At 30.2% G+C, this 22,854-nt stretch carries 23 protein-coding genes, 1 tRNA gene and 3 pseudogenes; 13 read left to right on the top strand and 14 right to left on the bottom strand.

What is annotated here, in order from left to right; translation table 11 throughout:
- Positions 1-25: 25 nt before the first annotated feature.
- Together FMM58_RS07175 and FMM58_RS07170 are read left to right on the top strand one after the other, a co-directional pair.
- Positions 26-1,120, top strand: coding sequence for an FtsW/RodA/SpoVE family cell cycle protein (locus tag FMM58_RS07175; protein WP_150141599.1), 1,095 nt, complete (start codon positions 26-28; stop codon positions 1,118-1,120).
- A 47-nt stretch (positions 1,121-1,167) separates the two neighbouring features.
- Positions 1,168-1,244, top strand: a tRNA-Ile gene (locus FMM58_RS07170).
- Between the two features lie 27 nt (positions 1,245-1,271).
- On the opposite strand, the gene FMM58_RS07165 is transcribed toward FMM58_RS07170, so the two are convergent.
- Genes FMM58_RS07165 through FMM58_RS07155 form a run of 3 tightly spaced genes read right to left on the bottom strand, consistent with a single transcriptional unit; the run spans position 1,272 to position 4,210 of the window.
- Complete coding sequence (locus tag FMM58_RS07165) at positions 1,272-1,856, bottom strand: DUF2726 domain-containing protein (protein ID WP_150141597.1); 585 nt, start codon at positions 1,854-1,856, stop codon at positions 1,272-1,274.
- A gap of 54 nt (positions 1,857-1,910) precedes the next feature.
- Positions 1,911-2,981, bottom strand: a complete 1,071-nt coding sequence (locus FMM58_RS07160; RefSeq protein WP_150141595.1) for an FUSC family protein — start codon at positions 2,979-2,981, stop codon at positions 1,911-1,913.
- On the bottom strand, positions 2,978-4,210 hold the full coding sequence (locus FMM58_RS07155) for a glutamate-5-semialdehyde dehydrogenase (protein ID WP_150141593.1): 1,233 nt from the start codon (positions 4,208-4,210) through the stop codon (positions 2,978-2,980). Before FMM58_RS07155 ends, FMM58_RS07160 begins: the two co-directional genes overlap by 4 nt.
- A 75-nt stretch (positions 4,211-4,285) precedes the next feature.
- Here FMM58_RS07155 and FMM58_RS07150 point away from each other — a divergent pair, with 75 nt between their 5' ends.
- The 3 genes and pseudogenes from FMM58_RS07150 (at position 4,286) to FMM58_RS07140 (ending at position 6,542) form a co-directional block, all read left to right on the top strand.
- On the top strand, positions 4,286-5,224 hold the full coding sequence (locus tag FMM58_RS07150) for an NAD(P)-binding domain-containing protein (RefSeq protein WP_150141591.1): 939 nt from the start codon (positions 4,286-4,288) through the stop codon (positions 5,222-5,224).
- Positions 5,225-5,268: 44 nt separating this feature from the next.
- Positions 5,269-6,041 (top strand): annotated as a pseudogene (locus FMM58_RS07145) (threonine/serine exporter ThrE family protein).
- Positions 6,038-6,542 (top strand): annotated as a pseudogene (locus FMM58_RS07140) (threonine/serine exporter family protein). Before FMM58_RS07145 ends, FMM58_RS07140 begins: the two co-directional pseudogenes overlap by 4 nt.
- On the opposite strand, the gene FMM58_RS07135 reads toward FMM58_RS07140, so the two are convergent.
- Positions 6,523-7,788 carry a M20/M25/M40 family metallo-hydrolase gene (locus FMM58_RS07135; protein WP_150141589.1) on the bottom strand — a complete coding sequence of 422 codons (1,266 nt, stop codon included), beginning with the start codon at positions 7,786-7,788 and terminating at the stop codon, positions 6,523-6,525. The pseudogene FMM58_RS07140 and the gene FMM58_RS07135 sit on opposite strands and share 20 nt — an antisense overlap.
- A 52-nt stretch (positions 7,789-7,840) precedes the next feature.
- On the opposite strand from FMM58_RS07135, the gene FMM58_RS07130 reads away from it, so the two are divergent.
- Positions 7,841-8,380 (top strand): thermonuclease family protein, encoded by a 540-nt coding sequence (locus FMM58_RS07130; protein ID WP_150141587.1) that lies wholly within the window; start codon positions 7,841-7,843, stop codon positions 8,378-8,380.
- Here FMM58_RS07130 and FMM58_RS07125 read toward each other — a convergent pair whose 3' ends face one another.
- Positions 8,381-8,980, bottom strand: a complete 600-nt coding sequence (locus FMM58_RS07125) for a sugar O-acetyltransferase (protein ID WP_150141585.1) — start codon at positions 8,978-8,980, stop codon at positions 8,381-8,383.
- Positions 8,981-9,142: 162 nt separating this feature from the next.
- On the opposite strand from FMM58_RS07125, the gene FMM58_RS07120 reads away from it, so the two are divergent.
- Positions 9,143-9,310 carry a hypothetical protein gene (locus tag FMM58_RS07120; RefSeq protein WP_411675309.1) on the top strand — a complete coding sequence of 56 codons (168 nt, stop codon included), beginning with the start codon at positions 9,143-9,145 and terminating at the stop codon, positions 9,308-9,310.
- Here the strand turns inward: FMM58_RS07120 and FMM58_RS07115 are convergent.
- From FMM58_RS07115 to panB, 9 genes are all read right to left on the bottom strand, one after another.
- Complete coding sequence (locus tag FMM58_RS07115; RefSeq protein WP_150141581.1) at positions 9,303-9,878, bottom strand: hypothetical protein; 576 nt, start codon at positions 9,876-9,878, stop codon at positions 9,303-9,305. The two genes, FMM58_RS07120 and FMM58_RS07115, sit on opposite strands and share 8 nt — an antisense overlap.
- Positions 9,879-9,880: 2 nt before the next feature.
- On the bottom strand, positions 9,881-10,744 hold the full coding sequence (cmoB, locus tag FMM58_RS07110) for a tRNA 5-methoxyuridine(34)/uridine 5-oxyacetic acid(34) synthase CmoB (RefSeq protein ID WP_150151979.1): 864 nt from the start codon (positions 10,742-10,744) through the stop codon (positions 9,881-9,883).
- Entirely contained in the window at positions 10,745-11,506 is a 762-nt protein-coding gene (locus tag FMM58_RS07105) for a thiazole synthase (protein ID WP_150151976.1), read from the bottom strand. It lies immediately after the preceding gene.
- Between the two features lie 62 nt (positions 11,507-11,568).
- The gene (locus tag FMM58_RS07100; RefSeq protein WP_150141575.1) at positions 11,569-12,942 is read right to left on the bottom strand and encodes a TolC family protein; all 1,374 of its coding nucleotides are present in this window, start codon (positions 12,940-12,942) and stop codon (positions 11,569-11,571) included.
- 1 nt (position 12,943) lies between these two features.
- Positions 12,944-14,869, bottom strand: coding sequence for an ABC transporter permease (locus FMM58_RS07095; RefSeq protein WP_150180538.1), 1,926 nt, complete (start codon positions 14,867-14,869; stop codon positions 12,944-12,946).
- The gene (locus FMM58_RS07090; RefSeq protein ID WP_150180537.1) at positions 14,869-16,023 is read right to left on the bottom strand and encodes an efflux RND transporter periplasmic adaptor subunit; all 1,155 of its coding nucleotides are present in this window, start codon (positions 16,021-16,023) and stop codon (positions 14,869-14,871) included. Before FMM58_RS07090 ends, FMM58_RS07095 begins: the two co-directional genes overlap by 1 nt.
- Before the next feature lie 50 nt (positions 16,024-16,073).
- Positions 16,074-16,466, bottom strand: coding sequence for an aspartate 1-decarboxylase (panD, locus tag FMM58_RS07085; protein WP_150180536.1), 393 nt, complete (start codon positions 16,464-16,466; stop codon positions 16,074-16,076).
- Positions 16,463-17,314, bottom strand: a complete 852-nt coding sequence (gene panC, locus FMM58_RS07080) for a pantoate--beta-alanine ligase (RefSeq protein ID WP_150180535.1) — start codon at positions 17,312-17,314, stop codon at positions 16,463-16,465. Before panC ends, panD begins: the two co-directional genes overlap by 4 nt.
- A gap of 9 nt (positions 17,315-17,323) precedes the next feature.
- On the bottom strand, positions 17,324-18,151 hold the full coding sequence (panB, locus tag FMM58_RS07075; protein WP_150141565.1) for a 3-methyl-2-oxobutanoate hydroxymethyltransferase: 828 nt from the start codon (positions 18,149-18,151) through the stop codon (positions 17,324-17,326).
- A 125-nt stretch (positions 18,152-18,276) separates the two neighbouring features.
- Between panB and FMM58_RS07070 the strand changes: the two genes are divergently transcribed.
- The 6 genes and pseudogenes from FMM58_RS07070 (at position 18,277) to FMM58_RS07050 (ending at position 22,749) form a co-directional block, all read left to right on the top strand.
- Positions 18,277-18,888 carry an NAD(P)H-dependent oxidoreductase gene (locus tag FMM58_RS07070; protein ID WP_150141563.1) on the top strand — a complete coding sequence of 204 codons (612 nt, stop codon included), beginning with the start codon at positions 18,277-18,279 and terminating at the stop codon, positions 18,886-18,888.
- On the top strand, positions 18,885-19,484 hold the full coding sequence (locus tag FMM58_RS08800; protein WP_150141561.1) for a nitroreductase family protein: 600 nt from the start codon (positions 18,885-18,887) through the stop codon (positions 19,482-19,484). The genes FMM58_RS07070 and FMM58_RS08800 overlap by 4 nt, the downstream gene beginning before the upstream one ends.
- Before the next feature lie 60 nt (positions 19,485-19,544).
- Positions 19,545-21,258 (top strand): annotated as a pseudogene (locus tag FMM58_RS09030) (DNA methyltransferase).
- Positions 21,230-21,787 carry a DEAD/DEAH box helicase family protein gene (locus FMM58_RS07060; protein WP_150180534.1) on the top strand — a complete coding sequence of 186 codons (558 nt, stop codon included), beginning with the start codon at positions 21,230-21,232 and terminating at the stop codon, positions 21,785-21,787. Before FMM58_RS09030 ends, FMM58_RS07060 begins: the two are co-directional and overlap by 29 nt.
- Complete coding sequence (locus tag FMM58_RS07055; RefSeq protein WP_190317968.1) at positions 21,723-22,436, top strand: hypothetical protein; 714 nt, start codon at positions 21,723-21,725, stop codon at positions 22,434-22,436. The genes FMM58_RS07060 and FMM58_RS07055 overlap by 65 nt, the downstream gene beginning before the upstream one ends.
- A gap of 22 nt (positions 22,437-22,458) precedes the next feature.
- Positions 22,459-22,749, top strand: coding sequence for a hypothetical protein (locus FMM58_RS07050; RefSeq protein WP_150180532.1), 291 nt, complete (start codon positions 22,459-22,461; stop codon positions 22,747-22,749).
- The last annotated feature ends 105 nt before the right edge of the window (positions 22,750-22,854 follow it).

The raw sequence follows: 22,854 nt of genomic DNA, 5'->3' as shown, positions 1-22,854 counted from the left end.
AATAAATTTTTTAAAGGTAAAAATTTTGATTGTATTAGATAGACGCATTCTTACACATTTTGATTATATGCAGCCAATCTTAGTCTTACCTATTGTCGCGATTTCTTTTTTTTTAACCTATGAGGCAAGTGTAAATTTAGTAGAAAAACAATTTATATACACCTGTGTAGGCTTTTTCTTTTTTACCTTTTTCTTTTTCTTTCCCATTAGAAAACTTATGTGGCTTATACCCTTGTTTTATTGGGTTGGCATTCTTTTACTTTTAAGTGTTGATATCTTTGGCGTTGAAAAACTAGGGGCTGCTAGGTGGCTACAAATTCCATTTACTACTTATACCATACAGCCTTCTGAATTTTTTAAACCAGCCTTTGTCTTAATGCTTGCATATCTTATTTACAATAACCCACCACCTGATAATGGCTACAAACTTAAACAATTTATAAAGCTTAGCTTTTATATAATCTTGCCATTTTTATTAATAGCAAAAGAACCCGACCTAGGAACTGCAATGGTTCTTATAATAGTAGGCTTTGGAACGCTTTTTATCATAGGGATAAATTATAAAATTTGGCTTAGCATTGTTTTAGTACTCTCAATAACCTCGCCTGTAATGTATACTTATTTATTAAAGCCCTATCAAAAGCAAAGAATTCACGATTTTATAGCCGAAAAACCAAGCTATCAAGTAACCCAGGCCATGATTGCTATAGGCAATGGAGGACTTTTAGGAAAATCGCAAAGTGAGGCCACGCAAACGCATTTTAAATTCTTACCCATTCATACTAGCGACTTTATCTTTGCTTACATGGTAGAAAGATTTGGTTTTGTCGGGGGTTGTGTTTTAATCGTATTGTATATTTTTTTAATCTTGCATTTATTAAGCTTAAATCATAAACTGCGGAAGGACCACTTTGGGCGAGTAGTTTTAAACGCAGTTGCCTTATTTATTTTCATTTATACAGCTGTTAATATCTCTATGGTTATAGGCTTTGCGCCAGTTGTTGGAATTCCCTTGCCTTTTTTTAGCCATGGAGGAAGCTCTTTTACTACCTTTATGGTATTTTTTGGGCTTTTGCAACACTTAATAACCTTTCGTTTTTCTTGGTATGAAAAATACTAAATTTTTTTTAAGCAAAATATGCTATAATTTCGCTTTTTTACAAGGTTGGATTTATAGCTCAGTTGGTTAGAGCAACCGGCTCATAACCGGTTGGTCGCAGGTTCAAGTCCTGCTAAATCCACCATTAGTCATACTTTTAAAAAATAAATTTCTAATTTACTTTTAACTTTTCATTAAGAAGAGTGATTAATTTTTCTTTGTCTATCTTATTATTTTTAGTACAAATGTCTTTACTTGATATCTCTATATATAATATTTTCATTTTTTCTAAAAGTTTTTTCTTTAAAGTATCATTATTTTTAACTTGAATATATTTTTCTTCTCTTTCTTTTTCATTAGCTACAAAACCACTTCCAGTGTGTCCACTCCCATGAAATTCTATTACACACAAAGGTAGTTTAGAAACTTTATGCAAAAGAACAAAATCTGCAACAAAACTAGAATAAACTTTCCATGTTTCATCATTAGTGGTTTTATCTATAAAAGTTTTATAAGCTACTTGTGGACAAACTATATAAGCTCCTCTTATACAATTAACTAAAGCCCAATATATATCAGTTTCACTTTTATTCATCACTTTTTTTATTTTAAAATTTCCTTTTTCTACTAAATTTATTTTATCTTCAAAGGTCAAACTTTCTTGTAATTTTGTGCTTTCGTATTGTTTTTTTCTAAAAACACCTTTTTTATTTCTATTATAAGCATAAAAAATACGTACAAAAAACCTAAGAAACATAAAAACTCCTTAAAATGTATTTTCATAAAAATAACAATTTTTGTCTAAATATTACTAAATCTTCTTCCTAAAAACTAGTTTTGAAATTTGTTCAAAAGGGATTCTTAAAAATGGCTTGTAGATTACAAAGCCACCGATTAAGCCTAAAATACTACCCACAATCACATCTTGTAATCTAGCAAGGGCTATTAAATTCGCATCCACATTCATAAAGCTAGTAGCCTCTGCTAAGTAAGTTACATAAGGGGTTAAGAAAAATATAGCTATAGCATAGTTTCTAGTTACTACAAATTCAGTCATAAAAACTAAAAACATCATTAAACAAACAAAAGAAATAGTACTAAATTCAATCTTTAAAAGATACCAAGCAAACAAGGTCCCAAGGGCTGTGCCTAAAATCCTTTGAATTTGCTTTATCCAAACCCCATTTAAAGAAATGCCTTGCATTACAACAGTGCAACTTACTGCTACCCAATAACTTCTTTCAAGTTCTAAAAATGCCCCTAAAAATACAGCAAAACCTACAAAAAAGCCTATAATAACAGAATCAACTACTATTACCTCAAAGCCCCAGTTTCCTCGCTTTGGTATGGGCTTTGGAAGTGAGTTTTTAAAGCAATAAATTACCAATAAAGAGTAAATAAAGGCTATGAAATTTGCTACCATAGTACCAAGGGTTACAAGCCCTGTTAAAAAGATATAATCTTGAATTTCAAAGGGAAAAAATGAACCCAACAAACAAGCAAAAACGAAGAAAAAATAACCAGGTGCCCCTACATCATAATACCTTACTAAAATAGAACTAGCCATAGCTACAAAGCCCACTAAAATAGGCATTAAAGTAGGTGCTAAGTGTGTTAAAAGTCCTAGTAAAAAAGATAAAGAAATTCCAAAAGAACAACACATTACAACTGCCATTCTATGATACATAGGAGTATTTGGTATATATAAAAACGCCATTACCCCTATCATAGAAATAAGACCTAAATCAAGCCTTTTATAATATGCCCCAACCCCTAAAACCAAACCAACTCCCAAGGCTATAAAAAAAGGTAGTTGCCACACTCTTTGAGTGGAATTTAAGGCTAAAATATCTATAAAATGTTTAAATATTTTTTGCCTCATTGCCTTATTTGTCCATCACCATAAATGATATATTTGTAAATGCAAATTTCATCAACCCCCATAGGACCTCTTGCGTGAAGCCTGCTCGTGCTAATTCCAACTTCTCCACCAAAGCCAAATTCTCCACCATCACTAAAACGAGTAGAAGCATTTGCATAAACACAAGCTGAATTTATAAGCCTTTGAAATTTGGCTATGTTTTGTACATCATTTGAAAGTATGCAATCGCTGTGAGATGAACTAAATTCATTTATATGCCTTATAGCCTCGCCCAAATTTTTAACGCTTTTAATGCTTAATTCAAAATCAAGCCACTCAGTAGCAAAGTCTTTTTGAGTAGCTAAAAAAAGTTCTAAATTCGCATTTTCAAAATGTTTTATAATGTTTTTATGGGCATGAATTTTAATATTATGCTTTTTAAAGGCTTTTTTTAATAAATCAAAAAATTCTAAATTTATATTTTCATGTATCAATAAGCTTTCTAAAGCATTACAAGCACTTGGTTTTTGGCATTTTGAATTTATTATAATATCCACTGCATTTTTTAAATTTGCACTCTCATCAACAAAGATATGACAAAGTCCCTTATCTTGCTTAATGAGTGGAATTTTCGTATTTTGTGCTATATTTTTTATCATTTCTTCGCTACCTCTTGGAATGATAACATCTATTAAATCATCAAAGGCTAGCAATTCCTTAATCTCGCCCTTATCATAAAGCATTAAAAAACAATCTTTCAAGGCGTATTTTTCAAGTACTTCACAAACTATATTAAAAAGGGCTAAATTTGTATTCTTAGCCTCGCTTCCTCCTTTTAAAATACAAGCATTAGAACTTTTTATCATTAAGGCTATAATCTCAGCACTTAAAGCCGGTCTTGCCTCATAAATTACACAAATTAAACCTATAGGAATGCTAATTTTTTGAATGCTTAAGCCTGCATAATTTTTCCAGCCTCTTTGTATGTTGTTAATAGGGTCTTCTTGCAAAGCAATCTTTTCTAAGGCATCGCACAAAGAAGTTAAACGTTTTTCATTTAACAATAACCTATCTCTAATAGCCCCTGTTTTTTTGAAATTTGCCATATCCTTTTCATTTGCCTTTAATACATTTTTAAAATTTTTTCTTAAATTTAAGGCTATTTCAAAAATTATATTTTCTTTATCCCTTGAGGTTAAGTCTAGTAATTTTTGAGAATTTTTTTTGATATTTTTTATTAAATTTCTCATTTTTAATCCTTTATTTACGAAAAACTTGCTAAATTTGTTTATTATACAATCAAAATTAAAACCAAAGGTAGTATTATGAAAAAAGTTGATTTAATCGTTATCGGGGCAGGTCCTGCTGGTATCGGGTGTGCAGTTGAGGCAAAACTTGCAAATAAGGAAGTTTTACTTTTAGAAAAGGGTGGTCAAATTTGTCAAACCTTAATGCAATTTTACAAGGATGGAAAAAGGGTAGATAAGGCTTATAAAGGTTGTGATGGTACAAATCATGGGCATATTCCTTTTGAAGATGGTACAAAAGAAAGTACTATTGAAACCTTTGAAAAGGCATTAAAAGACAATAATATCGAGATTGAATTTTCAAGCGAGGTTGAAAGCGTTAAAAAAGATGAAAATGGCTTTATACTAAGTACTGGTAAGGGCGTTTATCAATGTAAAAATATAATAGTAGCAATTGGTAGAATGGGGCGCCCTAATAAGCCTGATTATAAATTACCTTCTTCTCTTGCTAAGGTGATAAATTATAACGCAAATTCAGTACAAAGTGGTGAAAATATCCTAATTGTAGGTGGAGGAAATTCAGCTGCTGAGTATGCTGTGGATTTAGCAAATTCAAATAAGGTTTGTTTATGTTATAGAAAAGATAAATTCACAAGGTTAAATGATATAAATTTACAAAATATTAACGATGCTGTTAGTAAGGGCAAGGTCGAATTAAAACTTGGCATAGATATCGTTGAAGTAGAGGATGAAAATGGCAAAGTTAAAGTTAAATTTAATGATAATTCAAGCCTAAGTTATGATAGATTAATTTATGCAATAGGAGGTTCAACCCCTGTTGATTTCTTACAAAAATGTGGTATAAATGTCGATGAAAAGGGTGTTCCTGCTATGAATGAAAATAAAGAAAGCAATGTTAAAGGAATCTTTGTAGCAGGTGATATAGCTACTAAAAACGGAGCTAGTATAGTTACTGGCTTAAATGACGCATTTTCCATTATAAAAACCTTATCTTAAATTTTAAACTTCTACTTTTTGTAGAAGTTTTTAAAGGGTGTTTCTTGCAAAAGCCACAAATTCAAGTAATTAGTAATTTTTTAATAGATTATGTTAGTACTATACTAAGTTCTGGTACCTATACGGCTATAATTTCAAAATGCGTTGGACGCATAGCTGAAATTTATGGCCATGATATAAATAAATTATTTTTTTCACCATTATTCACTAAATATCACGGATAAAGATGATAATTCCATTTATAGAACCTATATAATCCCTAATAAACACATACATTTAAATTTTAAACTTATCTTAGACCTTAGTGGCCTGTCCTGGGCAATTTATGATAAAAAATACGATTTAGAACTTTCAAAAAGGCTTTTTGAAAACTAAGTACCCAAAAAAATATCCTTATATTTATAATCTTTTCTTTATTTCCTTGGCAAATGCGTCCTTTTGTTCGCTTTTTGGTGGCGATATTTTTGGGGCTATTTTTGTATTTTTAGGTACGCTTTGTGGCTTGATTTTAAGATATTTTTTAACTAAAATAAAAATAGACTTACGCGTTCAATATGTTATTTGTGCCTTTATTTCTTCTTATATAGTTTATCTTGGTATAGTATTTTCTTATATACAAAAAGCAGATATCGCCCTTGGTTCAAGTATTTTATATTTAATACCCGGGGTATTTTTCATAAATTCTATAATTGATATCTTAAAAGACCATATTATAATGGGGATAAGTCGCATTATTAGCGTTGTAATCTTAGTTTGCTGTATAGCAGCAGGAATTTATCTAACTTTAAGCATTAGCGATTTTAGGTTTTTATTCTGATAGAAATATTGTTAAAAGATATATGTTTTGCAGCCATTGTGGGTTTTGGCTTTGCCTATGCTTGTAATTCTCCCTTAAAAACATTGATTTTATCAGCAATCCTAGCAGCCATAGCCTATGTTTTGCGTTTTTCTTTGCTAAATTTTGGCATAAATAACATAGCAATTGCCACCTTTATAGCATCTTTTTGTATAGGTTGTTTAGGAATTTTGCTTGCAAAGCTTTCAAAAACACCTGCTGAAATTATTGCCTTTCCTGCCTTAATCCCTATGATTCCAGGAATTTATGCTTATAAGGCAATTTTAAATTTCATATCCTTTACTAGAACTGAAAACATAGAATTAAAAAACAAATTTTTAACGCTTTTTTTTGATGAGTTTTTTACTACAATCTTTGTTAGTATATCCCTTGCCAGACATTAGTATAACTTTATTAATATTTTTTGAACAAAGCTTTATGATGACAAGGGGGAGAAAGGAATTTAAGAATAAATCCTTTTAAGCAAAGAAAACACCGCCCTTTTAATGCGTTCAATAGAGGCTAACTCACACCTTTCATCCGTTGAATGAGGATTATAAATATTTGGTCCTATACAAGCACAGATTAAATCTTGTTTTTGTTCTATTATGCCACATTCCAAACCAGCATGGATTGCTGAAATTCTAGCCTCTTTAATCTCTTTTTTAAGCTCATCTAATAACATTTTACTAAGTTCATTTTCCCCACCCTGCCAAGGTGCGTAAAAATTATAAGTTTTTATTTTAAAATCATTAAAATGAGCCTTTGTTTCAAATTCCAAATTTTTCAAGGCTTCTAAATTATTTGACCTGGCAAAAAGGCTAAATTTAACCACCTTTTTTTTCATTTTTAAAAGGGATAAATTTATACTGCTTTCAACTATGTTTAAATTTTTATTATAAGACCTAACCCCTTGAGAAAAGGAATTTATGATATTTAGTAAAAACTTACTTTCTTTTACAACCCTTACGCATTTTTTACCCTTGAATTTAAGTTCTATAAACTCATTTTCTTTAATCTTTTCTTTAAATAAAACTAATACCCTGGCATTTTTTGCTATAGAATTTATCCTTTCCCCGCCATTAAATTTAATTATTTCGCCACTATTTAAGGCTATAAATTTAGCCATTTCTTTAATGGAATTTTTACGATTTTCTACAATATCAATGCCAGAATGCCCACCCTTAAAATTCCTTGCGTTTAGCTCATAAACATAACCGCAACTTTTTTTAAAATGAACTTTCAAACTAGTATCTATATCAAGACCTCCAGCACAACTTACTATAATATCTTTTTCATCTTCGTGGTCTAAATTTAAAAGCATTTTTGAATGAAGTTTAAGCTCTAAATTCTTAGCCCCAAGAAGTCCTACTTCTTCGTTATTTGTAAGCAAACACTCAAAATTATCAAACTCACTCATAACCTGCATAATAATAGCTACTCCTATGCCGTTATCTGCTCCTAATGATGAGTTTTTAGCCTTTAAAAAGCCATTTTCTTCATAAAGTTTTATATTTGGGGCTTCCCCCATACAAACCATATCATAATGACTTTGCAAACAAATTTTAGGCTCCCCTTTAATACAATGGATATTTCCAGCCTTATCACTTTTTACAATGCAATTTTTATCTTTTGCAAATTCTATTAAAAAATCCCTTAGTTTTTCAGTTTCAAAACTGCAATGAGGAATCTGACTAATTTTTTCAAAATTTTCTAAAACTTCTTTCATTTATACTCCTTTGTTAAAATTATGGCATATTTTAATGAATTTTAGGCATACAATGAGAATAACAAGAAAAAATATACTAAATTTAAGAAGACTTTTAAGCAATCCAAAACAGCTTTTCATACTATTAATAATAAGTCTAGCCTTATTTTTAATGCAAGAATTTAGCCAAGAAGGTGAGCATTTTAGTGCCCAAGTTTTAAGGGTTATTGATGGTGATACCATTGAAATTTCATATCAAAATGAAAAAAGCAAGATTCGCTTTTTTGGCATTGATGCACCCGAGTTAAAACAAGAATTTGGGGAAGAATCAAAGCTTTTTTTAAGTTCTTTGATAGATAAAAAGCAAGTTGAAGTATTTAAAAAAGATAAGGATAAATACAATAGAATTTTAGCCATTATTAAGCTTAATAATGAAGATATTAATAAAAAAATGGTTAGATTTGGATACGCCCATGCCTATATTTATTACAGCGATATTTATAAGGATGATGAAAAAATCGCAAAGGAAAATAAATTAGGACTTTGGGCAGATAAAAACCCTGTAAGTCCTTATGAATGGCGTAAAAAAAATAACTTAATTAAGAAAAATTAATCAAATTTGCTTTATAATCCTTGCAGGATTTCCAGCCACAATCACATTTTCAGGCACGTCCTTTGTCACCACGCTTCCTGCAGCAATTATAGAATTATCCCCTATTGTCACATTTGGACAAATGGTAACATTAACCCCAAGCCATACTCTATTGCCTATGACAATGGGCTTATTAAAAGTAGAGTGGCGATTATAAGGGTTAATATCGTGATTTATGGTAACGATATTGCATTTTGGACCGATAAGAACGTCATCTCCTATACTAATGCCACCCCTATCCATAAAGGTACAACACTGATTCATAAAAAAATTCTTACCTATGCTAATATTTTTACCATAATCTACATAAAAAGGAGGGATTATCCACGCACTGCTATCAACTTCTTTTCCTATGATTTTACTAAAAAGTTCTCTTATTTTTTCTTCGCTATGATTGCCATTATTTAGCTCATTTGTAAGCCTTGCAGTTTCTAAAATAATATCTCTAATCTTTTCAAATTCCTTAGTTTTTGTATCGATTAACTCACCTTCTATGTCGCGTATAAAAATATCACGGTTAGTACTTTTACTTGGGGAATTTCTTTTGCTATATGAGTTCATTTTTTCTCCTTTTAAAATTGAAATTATAAAACTTAATACTAGCTATAAGTCAAGTAAAAATTATAAAAATTTATTAATTAAATAATGCTAAGATTTCAAAAATAAAAAAGGTTAAAAATGCTTTATAAGATACTTTTAAAAATAAGCTTAATTATCACAATAATGCTAAGTTTTAGTGCATGTTTTGTAAATGAAAGAGGGATAGGAAATCGTTATTATAGTGATTGTGTGGAGTATTATGATGCAAGTGGGACCTATCATAAGGATTGCCCTGAAAATTGGATAGATATCCCACAAACACCAAGCGAGGTTAGAAAAAAGCTTAATTAACCTTAGCCCCTGGCATATTTGGCATAACGCCAGTATTAACAGCAATGGTTTCAGCTGCTTCTTCTTCTGATTTAGCATTTGTAGTTGAAGGTGGTCTTTTAAGCCTAAATATATGCTCATCAGTTACTACAATTTGCAAGGTAGATTCAAAAACCTTTATCTCCTTAACATGTCCAACCACTCTAACATCTCTTTTTTTAGAAGTTTCATCAAAAAGTGCATGGGCTTCAAGTTCAAGTACGTCTCCAAGTTTTAAAGGTGCATAAAAAAAGCAACGAGAACCGATTAAAACAGAATACTCTTTATTAATAGCTGCTTGTGCTACATAATTGGCCGCTGCAAAGATATAACCATCAAAAACTAAGCCTTGGTCATCTACTATCATATCAGGGGCAGTTATAAGTACGGATTTTGCGTGATTTTTTGAAAGTTCTATTATAGTACCACTAACTGCTGTATTTAACTCAGGACATACTAAAAGCTCAGATTTAACACGGGTTATATCTTCTTGCGTAGCAAATTCCTCAAGCTGGGCGAATTCTTCGTAGTTTTGTTCTTTTTTTGCCATATTTAAACCTTTAATTTAACATAAACACGTTTTGGACTCTCATAACCCTCGAAAGTTAAACTGCTATCATTTGGATCTAAAAAATCACCCAAAGAATAAGAATCAATCCACTGCGTTTTACGTTGTTCATCAGTGCTAGTTGCCTTTTTTGCAAGAATTTCAAAGTCTACAAAACCAGCCCGTTCGCACCAATTTCTTAAAGCTAATATCGACGGAATGAAATAAATATTTGATATTTTTGAATAAGTTTTTCTAGGAATTAGTGCAACCTCTCTTTCATCATCTATATACATAGTATCTAAAAACACTACTCCTTTATCGTTTAAGCCTTTTTTTAAATCCTTTAACATTTTTATAGGGTCGCTTCTGTGATAAATCACGCCTAAACAAAAGATAATATCAAATTTTTTTTCATAACTTGGTAAATTTTCAACACCTAAAAGCTCGTATTTGATATCTGTTTTAATTAAGGAATTTATTAACTCAAATTGTAAGCGATATTTAATGCTTGGGTCAAAGCCGGTTATGCTTTTTGGGTTAAATTCAAGCATTTTAAACATATAATAGCCATTATTGCAACCTATATCAGCTACATTTTTATCCTTTAAAATATCTAAATATGGTCTTAAAATATCAAATTTAATAAAACTTTGCCACTCGCTATCTATAAACAAATCACCTATTTTAAAGGGTCCTTTTCGCCAAGGCTTTAATTCCTTAGCTAAATCTAAAATTTCTTTGTCCTTATCTTTATTAATAGCTATATCAACGTTTTTACTAAGACTAAATTTAGCATTTAAATCGCATTCTTTTAAGGCTTGAATTCTTTTAAAAAGTGGAGATTTTAATAATTGATTTTCAAGCATTTAATCTCTTAAAAAGCCTGTAACTGGCGAACTAGGTCTTGCATTATTTATACTAGCAAGACCTGATAAATAAGCAAGTCTACCTGCCCTAACCCCTAAGGCAAAGGCCTTTGCCATGCATGCTATATTATTAGCCTCTGCAATGGCAGTATTTGCCATAATAGCACTTACCCCCATTTGCATAGCCTCACAAGCTTGTGCAGGGTTTCCAATACCTGCATCAACTATTATAGGTAAATCAATCTCATTTAATAAAATTTGGATAAATTCCTTAGCACAAAGTCCCTTATTGCTACCTATTGGCGCTGCTAAGGGCATAATAGCAGCTGCCCCTGCATCTTGCATACTTCTAGCAGCGTATAAATCAGCACTCATATAAGGCAAGGGCGTAAAGCCATCCTTTGCTAATAACTCAACTGCCTTTATAGTTTCATAATTATCAGGCAATAAATACTTGCTATCATTAATAATCTCTATCTTTATAAGCTCACCACAACCAAGCTCCCTTGAAAGTCTTGCTAAACGCAAGGCCTCTTCTGCATTTCTAGCCCCTGAAGTATTTGGCAAAAGGGTAATATTTTTTGGGATAAAATCTAAAATATTAGCTATCTTGCTACCATTTGCACGGCGTAAAGCCAAGGTTATAATTTCAACCCCGGCCTCTTCAATGGCTGATTGTATTAAATTTAAAGAAAATTTACCAGAACCTAATATAAAACGAGAAGAAAATTCAAATTTTCCTATCTTTAAAATATCTTGCATTTCTAACCTTGAAAGTGTAATAAAAACTTATTTTAGCTTAAAAATTTTAATCTTATTTAAATTTATCGTTCTAACTCGCTAATGCCTATATTTTCATATTCAATAGTGGTTATTTGATAATAGCTATTGATTGTTGATAAAAGATTATAACGAGAACGAAGTAATTCTTGTGCTGTTGAATTTAAGCTATTGTTTGCGTCTAAATAATCCTTTAACTCACTTTTTCCAAGGCTGTATTTTTGATAATATGAGTTAGTGATTTGTTCTTGTTTAGTATAAATGTCTTGCAAATTTGCATAAAGGGCAATATAGCTTTGATAATCCTTTGTATTTAACCAAAACTCATTTATAGCACTTTGTAAAATTTGAACATATTCAAATAATAAGGTCTCGTAGGCAAATTGTGAAATTTTAATATTTTGACGCACCCTGCCATAATCTAAAAAAGGCAAATTTATTAAAATACTCCCACTTAAAACCTCAAATTTAAAGCTATTTTTTAAGCTCTCATCGCTCCCACTTAAACCACCACTTAAGCTAATGCTTGGCAAAATAGACTTTTGAACGCTGGTATAATCCTTAAAAGCTGAGTAAAGATTATGAATTTTTGATTTTACGTCCGGGCGATATGAAAAGAAATTTAAGGGCAAGTCATAATTTGGCTTTAATTCTACAAAATCCTTTAAAGAAAGACTTGAAAAATATTCTATGTAAGAAAAACCACTTTCATCTCCTATTAAATCTTTTAAGGTCTTTATCAAGGTGTTTTTATTTTGTTCGTTGCTTAATAAATTTTGCTTAGCATTTAAAAGACTTTGTTCTACGCTTAAAAGTTCTAATTCTTCTACCTTGCCAAGTTCGTATTTTAAAACATACAGCTTGCGCATTTGTTCTAAATTTGCAACATAATCTTTTAATAAAATATCTACATCGTTAAAATAAGCAAGTTCAAAAATTCCATTAATAGCCGAATTTAAAATACTTAGTTTTAAATTTTCTAAATCATAAGCACTAGCTATTGCATTAAATTCAGCTGCCTTAGTTTCATCGACTATTTTGCCATAAATATCAAGTTCATAACTTAAATTTAAATTATTTGAAATAACCCTTGAATTTGTAATGCCTGTATTTAAATTTTTACTCTTAGAAATTCCAAAATTTGCACTTAATGTTGGATACATATCATAATCAATTAAATTTGCATTTGCTATCATCGTTAAAAGCGTAGTTCTAGCCACATTTATATCAGAATTATTTGCTAAAATATAAGTCATAAATTCATTTATTTTTTCATTGTTATAGGCTTTCCACCAGGTCCTGCTTATATTTAAGTCGTTAAATTCATCTCTTGTAATGGTTTTTTCTTCAATCTTTGTAAGCTTTACCCCACAAGCACTTAAAAATATAAGTAAAAATATTAAAGATAATTTTTGCATATTATTCCTTTGATAAGGCACTTATTGGATTTAAATTTGCTGCATTTTTAGCAGGGAAAAAACCAAAAATAACGCCTATAAATACGGAGCTTAAAAGCCCTATTATAACAGAGGTAGCTGATAAAATCATAGGGAAATTTTCGCTAAAGGTATTAAAGGCAAAAACAACGCCTATTGATAAAATAACGCCTAAAATTGCCCCTATAGCACAAATCATAACAGCCTCAATTAAAAATTGCATTAAAATATCTTCTTTTCTAGCCCCTATAGCCATGCGAATTCCAATCTCTCTAGTCCTTTCGCTAACTGATACTAGCATAATATTCATAACCCCTATTCCACCGACAATCAAAGAAATAATAGCTATACAAGTAATCATTAAGGTTAGGGTTTGTTGATTTTCTTCAACAGCTTGTTTTATGCTATTTGAATTTATAGTAAAAAAATCCTTTTGTCCTCTTTTAATCTCTAAAATTCTAATAATAGCTTGTTCTGCTAAAATAGGGTCTGCATCATCCTTTATCTTAGTATTTATATCTTTTAACTCGCTTGAACCAGTGATTTTATTCATCATAGTAGTATAAGGCATGTAAACGCGAACCGTGCTATCATCAAACATTCTTTGAGTATTTTTTTCCAAAACGCCAATAATTCTAAAAGACTTGCCAGAAAAGATAATATTTTTATCTAAAATATCCCTAGCATTTACATTTGCAAATAAATTTTGATGTGCGTTATAATCAATCACAGCTACATTTGCACTCGTTTTTAAATCATTTTCAGAAAAAGATTGCCCTGCACTAAAGGTATAGCCCTTAATACTAAATTCATTTATCCCAACACCTTGCCCACTAGCATTTAAGGATAATTCTTTATAGGTTACTATGCCACTTGAACTAACCGTTGCTTCTACTGCATCAAGGTAAGGTAAGGAACGAAGCGTGGTTAAGTCGCTTAAATTTAGCCTTTTTGTATCTGAACGTGTATCACCAAAACCACGGCCTGTTTTTACCTCAATGGTATTTGTACCAAGCCTTGCAATAGAGGCTAATACCTTTTCTTGAGAACCAAGTCCAAGGGCTACGACGCATACAACAGAAGCAATCCCTATAATGATTCCAAGCATGGTAAGCAAAGAACGCATTTTATGAGCAATGATTGAAGAATAAGCAATTTTAAGGCATTCAAAAGCTTGATTTTTAAGCAATAAAAAAGTCTTTTTTTCAATTGGCATTTTTTTAACTTGAGGTCTTTGTTTTAACTCACCACCCTTGCTATCGCTTAAAATTCTACCATCCTTTATCTCTATGATTCTTTTTGCCCTACTAGCAATTTGTGGGTCGTGAGTTACTAAAACAATGGTATGACCTTCATCATTTAACTCTTTTAAAATTTCAAGCACCATAATACCACTTTTACTATCAAGTGCACCGGTTGGTTCGTCTGCTAAGATAAGTTCGCCACCATTCATTAACGCCCTAGCTATACTAACCCTTTGTTGTTGACCTCCGCTTAATTCATTTGGCTTTGAAAGATATTTATTGTTTAATTCTAAGTCATTTAAAAGCTTTTTAGCCCTTTCATCTCGCTCATAAGTAGATTTTCCTGCATAAACAGCAGGCAAGGATACATTGTCATTTGCACTAAGTAAGCTTAAAAGATTGTATCTTTGAAAGATAAAGCCTATTTTTTCGCGTCTAAGCCTTGCTTTATCATCTTTGCTAAGCGTGGTAACTTCATATTTATCAAAAATAAAACTGCCCGAACTTGGCTCATCAAGGGTGCCTATTATATTTAAAAGCGTGGTTTTTCCACTTCCACTTTGTCCTATAATGGCTACAAATTCACCCTTTTCTATGTGTAAATTTATATCCCTTAAAATAGCTGTTTGACCTATGGTTTTATTTATATCTTTTAAATGAATCATTATCTTACCCTAGGTTTTGACACACTTACGTCAAGGGACATTATAAGCTTATCGCCCTCATTTAACCCCTCTAAAATTTGAGTATTTAAAGAATCTTTTGCCCCAAGGGTAACATATTTTTTAGTCCTTACCCCATTTTCTAAAATATCAACATAATAGCCACCCCTATCATTTTTTATCAAATAAGTAGGCACAGCTAGAATATCTTTAACGCTATTTACTACTATTTCATTTTCTAAACTCATTCCTATGCGTAAAAAATTATCATTGTTTTGTACGAAAAAATTTGCATAGTAATAAATTGCTGTTGAAGATGAGCTAGAACTTGAACTTGAAGAACTTGTAGAAGAAGTAGAATCACTTACTTCTGTATTTGCTGGGTCTATTGAAGCTATGTTTGCTTCGTATTTTGTATCAGGATCGCTTAAAAGTGAGAAATTTACCACGTCCCCTATTTTAATCTTACCAACATCTGCTTCTGCAATCTCCATTTTTACTTCCATAATATCTAAATTTGCTATTCTAACAATGGTTGGCGTGTTTTGACTAGCATTAACAGTTTGTCCCTCATCAACTGCTACATTTATGATAACTCCATCAATGGGTGCGGTGATAGTGGTATATCCTAAATCTTTTTGAGCGTTTTTTAAGGTGATTTCATATTGTACTACTTGGGCATTTAACTCAGCCACATTTGCCTTTAATTCATAATAAGAATTTTTTAAAGTTTCTAAGCTTTCAAGCGAGGTAGCCTTGGCTGCAAAAAGCTTTTTTTCTCTTTCGTATTGTTTTGAGGCTATTTCAAAGGCTACTTTTTTACTTTCTAAATTTGCCTTTGCACTTTCAAGCTGGGCCTTTGTAATGTCAAGTTCATTTTGTTGTTTATCCTTATCAATTTGGGCTATTAAATCTCCTTGCTTTACCTTATCACCTATATCTACATAAAGTTTTATGATTTGTCCACTAACTTGTGCACCAACGTCAACTTGTTCTTTAGCATAGACCTCGCCAACTGCTTGAATTACTTCTTCTATATTTGATTTTCCTAATTCTTGGACCTTAATTTCACCTTGTGCATCCTTTTTAAAGAATAAAAAATAAATAACTATTATCAAAATACAAGCTAATAAAATAAATAAAATTTTCTTTTTCATTAAAAACCTTAAACTTAAATTTGTGCGTTATTGTATAGTATTATTATAAATTAATTGTAAATTTCAAATATTTTGCCATGTTTTTCATAGTTTGAAATTTGATAAGGCTTATTATTTTCATCAACTATTACAACCCTTGGTTTAAAATTACTTGCCTCTTCTATGCTTAAATTTGCATAGGCCATAATTATAACCTTATCATTGTTTTGAACTAGCCTAGCAGCTGCCCCATTTAAGCAAATCATGCCCTCTTCATTTGTAGCTATGGTATAGGTTTCAAAACGAGCCCCTGTGTTAATGTTTACAACTTGAACCTTTTCATATTCTAAAATTCCACTTGCCTTTAAAAGCCTTTCATCTATGCTTATACTTCCCACATAATCAAGCTTGGCCTCCTTTACAACAGCACGATGAATTTTAGCCCTTAACATATTTATCATCATTTTAAATCCCTTAATAAAAAATTATCAATTAATCTTGTTTTGCCTATATAAACTGCAATCGCCCCTAAAATTTTATCCTGTATAAAATCAAATTCTTGCATGGCATCAGGGTCAACTAAGCTTATATAATCAATCTTAGCTAAATTTTCTTTTTCTAATTCTTTTTGCATAGCATTTTTAATTATTTTTGTATTTCTTTCACCCTTTAAAACTAAATTTTGCCCTAAAAAAATCGCCTTTGATAAAATTGTCGCTGCCTTTCTTTCGCTATCATTTAAATACACATTGCGCGAACTTTTAGCTAGATTATCACTTTCTCTAACTATAGGGCAAACTTCAATTTTCACATTTAAATTTAAATCCTTAACAAGTTGCTTAACCACTGCACATTGCTGGGCGTCCTTTTGTCCAAAATAAGCAATATTAGGTTCTATTATATTAAAAAGCTTAGTTAAAATAGTACAAACCCCTCTAAAATGCCCCGGCCGGCTTGTGCCACAAAGTGAATTTGTAAGGCTTGAATTAATATCAACAAAGCTAGAAAAATCACTTGGATACATATCTTTTTCATTTGGTATGAAAAGAATGTCCACGCCGTTTTCTTCGCAAAGTTTTGTATCTTTTTCTAAATTTCTTGGATACTTAGCTAAATCTTCATTAACCCCAAATTGCATAGGATTAACAAAAATGCTTAAAACTAACTTATAATTTTTTTGACCTGCCCTAACTAAACTTAAATGCCCTTCATGTAGATAGCCCATAGTAGGCACAAAACCTATACTAAAGCCTTGTTTTTTCCACTGGCTAATACATTCTTTCATTTTTGAAATTTCATTAATAACTTGCATTTTTAAACCTTAATAAAGCCTATCTAACCACTCATCATTTATATTAAAACTAAAATTTTCATCAGGAAAAACCCCACTTTTAACCTCATCTATATAAGCTTTTAAAGCTACTTGATAATCTTCATTTAAATTTGCATAATTTTTTACAAATTTAGGCTTAAAATTTGTATTAATGCCAAGTAAATCATGCCATACTAAAACCTGTCCATCAGCGTACTTTCCAGCCCCTATTCCTATAGTTGGCACGCTTAAAGAATGGGTTATTTTTTGCATAAGTTTTAATGGTACGCATTCTACTAAGACCATAAAAGCCCCTGCATCTTGTAAAGTCCTTGCATCATCTAAAATTTTTTGTGCACTTTGCATGGTTTTTCCTTGTACCTTGTAGCCACCCGTGTTATTTATGTTTTGAGGCATTAAACCAATGTGTGCTATAACCGGAATTCCTGCTTCACTTAGTAATTTAATAGTTTTTGCCATTTCAGCCCCACCTTCTATTTTAACGCCATTTGCCCTACCTTTTTTTATAAATTTAGTAGCATTTTTTAAGGCGTTTTTTTGTGAGCCTTGATAAGACATAAAGGGCATATCAGCCACGACAAAGGCATCTTTTGCACCCCTTGTAACTGCCCTTGTAAAAACTAGCATTTCATCAACGCTAATACTTAATGTATCTTCATAACCTAGCATAGCCATAGCTAAGGAATCACCAACTAAAATCATTTCTACCCCGGCAGTATCTAGGGCCTTAGCACTAAAATAATCATAAGCAGCGACCATAACGATTTTATTATTATCTTCTTTTTGCTTTTGCAAGGTTAGGATTGTATGTTTCATTTACTTTCCTTGAAAATTTAAAATTTCATAATTATATTTTTTTTTCGTAAAAATACAATAAAAAATATTTATTATTTTTGATTTATTATTTTTGATTATAATTTTAAAATTACAAAGGAGAAAGTATGAAATTTAAAAAAATGTTAAAACTACGGCATGCTTGTAAGCTTTTTGATGATAGAAAAATTTCACAAAAGGATTTAAAATTTATCTTAAAAAGTGGAGTTTTGAGCCCTAGTTCTCACGGTTTTGAACCTTGGAAATTTTTAGTCATTGAAGATAGTGAAAAAAACAAGGCCCTTAGCAAATGTTGTCAAAATCAAGAAAATGTCGCTACTGCAAGTCATAATATCATTATCCTAGCCAGAACTGATTTACAAAGCAAGGATGAATTCGCTCAAAGTCAAATTCGCCGTTTTACAGGAAGTAGCGAAGAAAATTTTCAAAGGGTGTTAAAAATTTACACACATGATACGGATTTAATGGATGAAAAAGAACTTTTTCATTTTTCTCAACTTCAATGCTACTTAGCTCTTATGCAAATGAGCTTAGCAGCTATGAATAAAGGCATTGATTCTTGTATGATAGGAGGATTTGATAAAAAGGCAGTTGATGAGTTTTTAAATTTAAAATACCCATTTCAAACAGCAGTTATATTGTCGCTTGGTTATAAGAAAAACGAGCCAAAGTACGCAAAAGTGCGTTTAGATTATAAAGATGTAGTGGAGTTTATATGAGTTTAGATATTTTTAAAACAAGATATTCTTGTAGGAATTTTAAGGATGAAAAGATAAGTAAAGAAAGCTTGAATCAAATTTTAGAAGTAGCAAGGCTTAGTCCTAGTTCATTAGGCTTAGAACCTTGGAAATTTATAGTGGTACAAGATATCAATAAGCTTAAAGAATTAAGCGTTATTGCAAATGGACAAGCCCACGTTGCAAAGGCAAGTGCTGTTATTATCATAGTTTCAAGGCTTGATTTTGCTAAATATTTTGAAAAAAGGCTAAGACAAAGAAAGATGAGTGAAGAAGATATTAACACTCGTTTAAAGCTTTATAAGCCTTTTTTAGAAAATATGAACGCCTTTGAAAAAATAAATTATGCAAGAGAACAAGCCCATATCGCACTAGCTAGTATATTATACGCTGCAAATGCCTTAAATATCGCAACTTGTACCATTGGAGGCTTTGATAAGGCTAAACTTGATTCTTATTTAAAATTAAATGTAAATGAGATGCAAAGTAGCTTAATGATAGCCCTTGGAATAAGCAATGATGAGAAAATTCCAGCTAAAATGCGTTTTGATTTTGATGAAGTGGTAGAGTTTATTTAAAGGGAAAAAATGAAATCATTATTAGATGATTTATAAAAAGAATTTAAAACGCTTAGGGGCATTGAAAATTATGTTTTAGATAATGATGAAAGATTATTTGATTTTTTACTTGAAAAATCACAATTTAAAGATAAATATAAAAAGGAATTCTTTAAAAACATTAATACTTTCATTTTTGAAAAAGAAAAATTCCTAAGCTTTATAGCTAGTAAAAGCTTAAATGAAAGCTATACTAGCTATATTAAATAAAATAGGACTTAGGACTAAAAAAGATAGCTACATTAAGCAAGATTCAAGAGTTATTCTAAATTTTGCTTATAAGGATTGCGTTTTAAAGGGTTCTCAAAGCAAGGATGAAAAAGATAAAAAATATACTGAAATTTTTTTCAATGATATAATCGCAAAAATTGATGTTTTGCTAAGTTCTAAGGTCTTTTATAATTTTGAATTGATTAACAAAGATTCTAATAATGAAGAGAGAGAAAATACAAACAAACTTAAAGAAATCTTAAATAGCTTTGAAAACAATAATTTTTTAAATTTACTCATAAAAGGCAATAACCTTTTAGCCTTACATTCTTTGAAAGCTAAATTTGCTAAACAAGTAAAATTAATATACATTGACCCTCCTTATAATACAAGCAATGACAGCTTTAAATATAATGATAAATTTAAGCATTCTACTTGGCTAACTTTTATGAAAAATCGCTTAGAAATTGCAAGGGAATTTTTAAGAGATGATGGGGTGATTTTTGTAAATATGGACTATAATGAAGTTCATTACTTAAAGGTTTTAATGGATGAAATATTTGGCAGAGATAATTTTCAACGAGAAATTATTTGGAGAATGGGTTTTGTATCTGGGTATAAGACCATGAAAAAGATTATAAGAAACCATGATACTATTTTGCTTTATTCTAAAAATTATAATAGTGTCAAATTAAATAAAATTCATATATAAAACAAAGATTTTAAAGAGATTTTACCACAATCTAAAGAAAATATAAAATTATTTAAAAATTATGGATTAGATGAAATAAGTATAAATAAAATTTTTTATCAAATTAATCATGAGATGTGTGGAGATAAATACTCCTTAGAGGATACTTGGAATTGCAATAAATGGGATGAATTAAATAGTGTAGCAATAAAAAACTCTGTATCACTTGATGAAGAAACTGTTTTAGACAATAATAATGTAAATTTTAAAGGACAAAAACCCGAAGCCCTTTTAATAAAGAATAATCGAAATTTCAACACAAGAAAACGACCTAGTAATGAACTTTTTTGCAGGGAGTGGTACTACCTTAGCAGTAGCCCATAAAATGAAAAAAAGATATATAGGCATTGAACAAATGGATTATATTGAAAGTATCACAAAAGAAGGCTTAAAAAAGTAGTACAAAGCGAACAATGTGGAGTTTCCAAGGCTTTAAATTTTAATGGTGGAGATGAGTTTTTGTATTGTGAATTAATGCCTTTAAATGCTAAATTTAAGGAAAAAATAGACAATGCAAAAAATAACGATGAGTTAGAACAAATTTTTAATGAGATAAAACAAAGAGCTTTTATTGATTATAGAGTAGACATTAAAAGGCTTAATGATGATGAATTTAAAAAACTTAGCTTTGATAAGCAAAAAGAAATTTTAAGAAAAATTTTAGATACAAATATGGATTATGTTTTGTATTCTGATATAGAAGATTGTAGCCTTGATATAGATGAGTTTATAAAAAAGATAAACGATAAATTTCAAAGAAAGATTTGGCACTAAGGGCCTTGAAGAATTAGAAATTCCAAAACATATAAAAGATAATTTAAGCAAAGATTTAAGAGAATATCAAACAAATGCCTTAAAATACTATCTAACAAATGGAGAAAGCTTTAAGAAAAATCACCTTTTATTTAATATGGCAACGGGCAGTGGAAAGACCTTGATAATGGTAGCTTTAATGCTTGATTGTTTTAAAAAAGGATATAGAAATTTTGTATTTTTTGTAAATTCAAATCCTATTATACAAAAAACAAAGGATAATTTTTGTAATCAAATTTCATCAAAATACCTATTTAAACAAAAGATTATGATAGATAATAAAATCGTTAAAATAAATGAAATTTCTAATCTACAAGAAAGCGATAACTCGACTATAAATATCTATTTTACAACTATACAAAGCCTGCATTCTTTGTATAAAATTCCTAAGGAAAATAGCTTAACTTTTAATGATTTAAAAGAATTTGAATTTGTATTTAGCGGACGAGGCACATCATTTAAACGCTGGGACAAAGGGTGTAAAAAATAAAAAAGAAAAAGAATTAAAAGAAAATTGGGAAAGCGTTATAACACAAGCTTTTCAAAGCAATAAAGAAAATAAAATGTTTGAATTTAGTGCAACTATACCAAATGATAAAAATGTACAAGAAAAATACGAAGATAAACTCATTTTTGAATATAATTTAAAGAATTTTTGCAAGGATGGTTATTCTAAACGCATTTTTATAGAACAATATCCTAATGATAATATAAATTTACGCTTTTTAGGGGCTATGTTGCTTAGTTTATATAGGGAATTAGTTTTACATAAATATAATAGAGAATATATAAAACCTGTAATTTTATTTAAAAGCAATACCATTTCTAAATCAAAAGAAAATCAAGCTAAATTTGAGGAATTTGTATCAAATTTAAAAGAAGATGATATAAAAAATTTTTATGATACATTAAATAACAATAATCTTTTTACAAGTGAAGAACTTTTCAATAAAAGTCATATATTTTTTAAAGAATGTTTCAAGGATGAATATCTTTTAAAGCTTGTTGAAAGAATACAGCTTAAATTTAAAAAAGAAGTTATTATAAGTGTAAATGAGGATAAAAAAGATGAACCTTGGCAAGATGTTTTGAATAACCTTGAAGACAAAGACAATTATAAGGATAATTTTTGCTGTTAACAAGCTAAACGCGGGTTTGGATGTGCTAAATCTTTTTGATATAGTAAGGCTTGATAATAGTACAAAAGATACTATCTCGCAAGCCCAACTTATAGGCAGGGGTGCTAGGTATTATCATTTTTTAATAGATAATTTTGATGAAAAATTTAAAAGAAAATTTGATAATGTGGCTATCACAGAAAAAGAACTTGCTTGTCTTGAAAAACTAAGCTATCATAGCACAAATGATAGTGCTTTTATTAACGAACTTCAAAACGAACTTAGGCAAGAAGGTTTGATAGATTATATGCAAGAACATAAAAATACAAATTAATCCTACTTTAAAAGAAAAAATTAAAAATGAAAGAATTTATTTTGTAAACAATAAAAAATACGAGCTTAAAAGTAGCGAACGAAAGGCAAATAAAGAAAAATTAAA

The organism is Campylobacter sp. LR291e, assembly GCF_008633915.1.
Taxonomy (GTDB): domain Bacteria; phylum Campylobacterota; class Campylobacteria; order Campylobacterales; family Campylobacteraceae; genus Campylobacter_D.
Note: the sequence above shows the minus strand (reverse complement) of the source record. Positions and strands in the feature narration are given on the sequence as shown.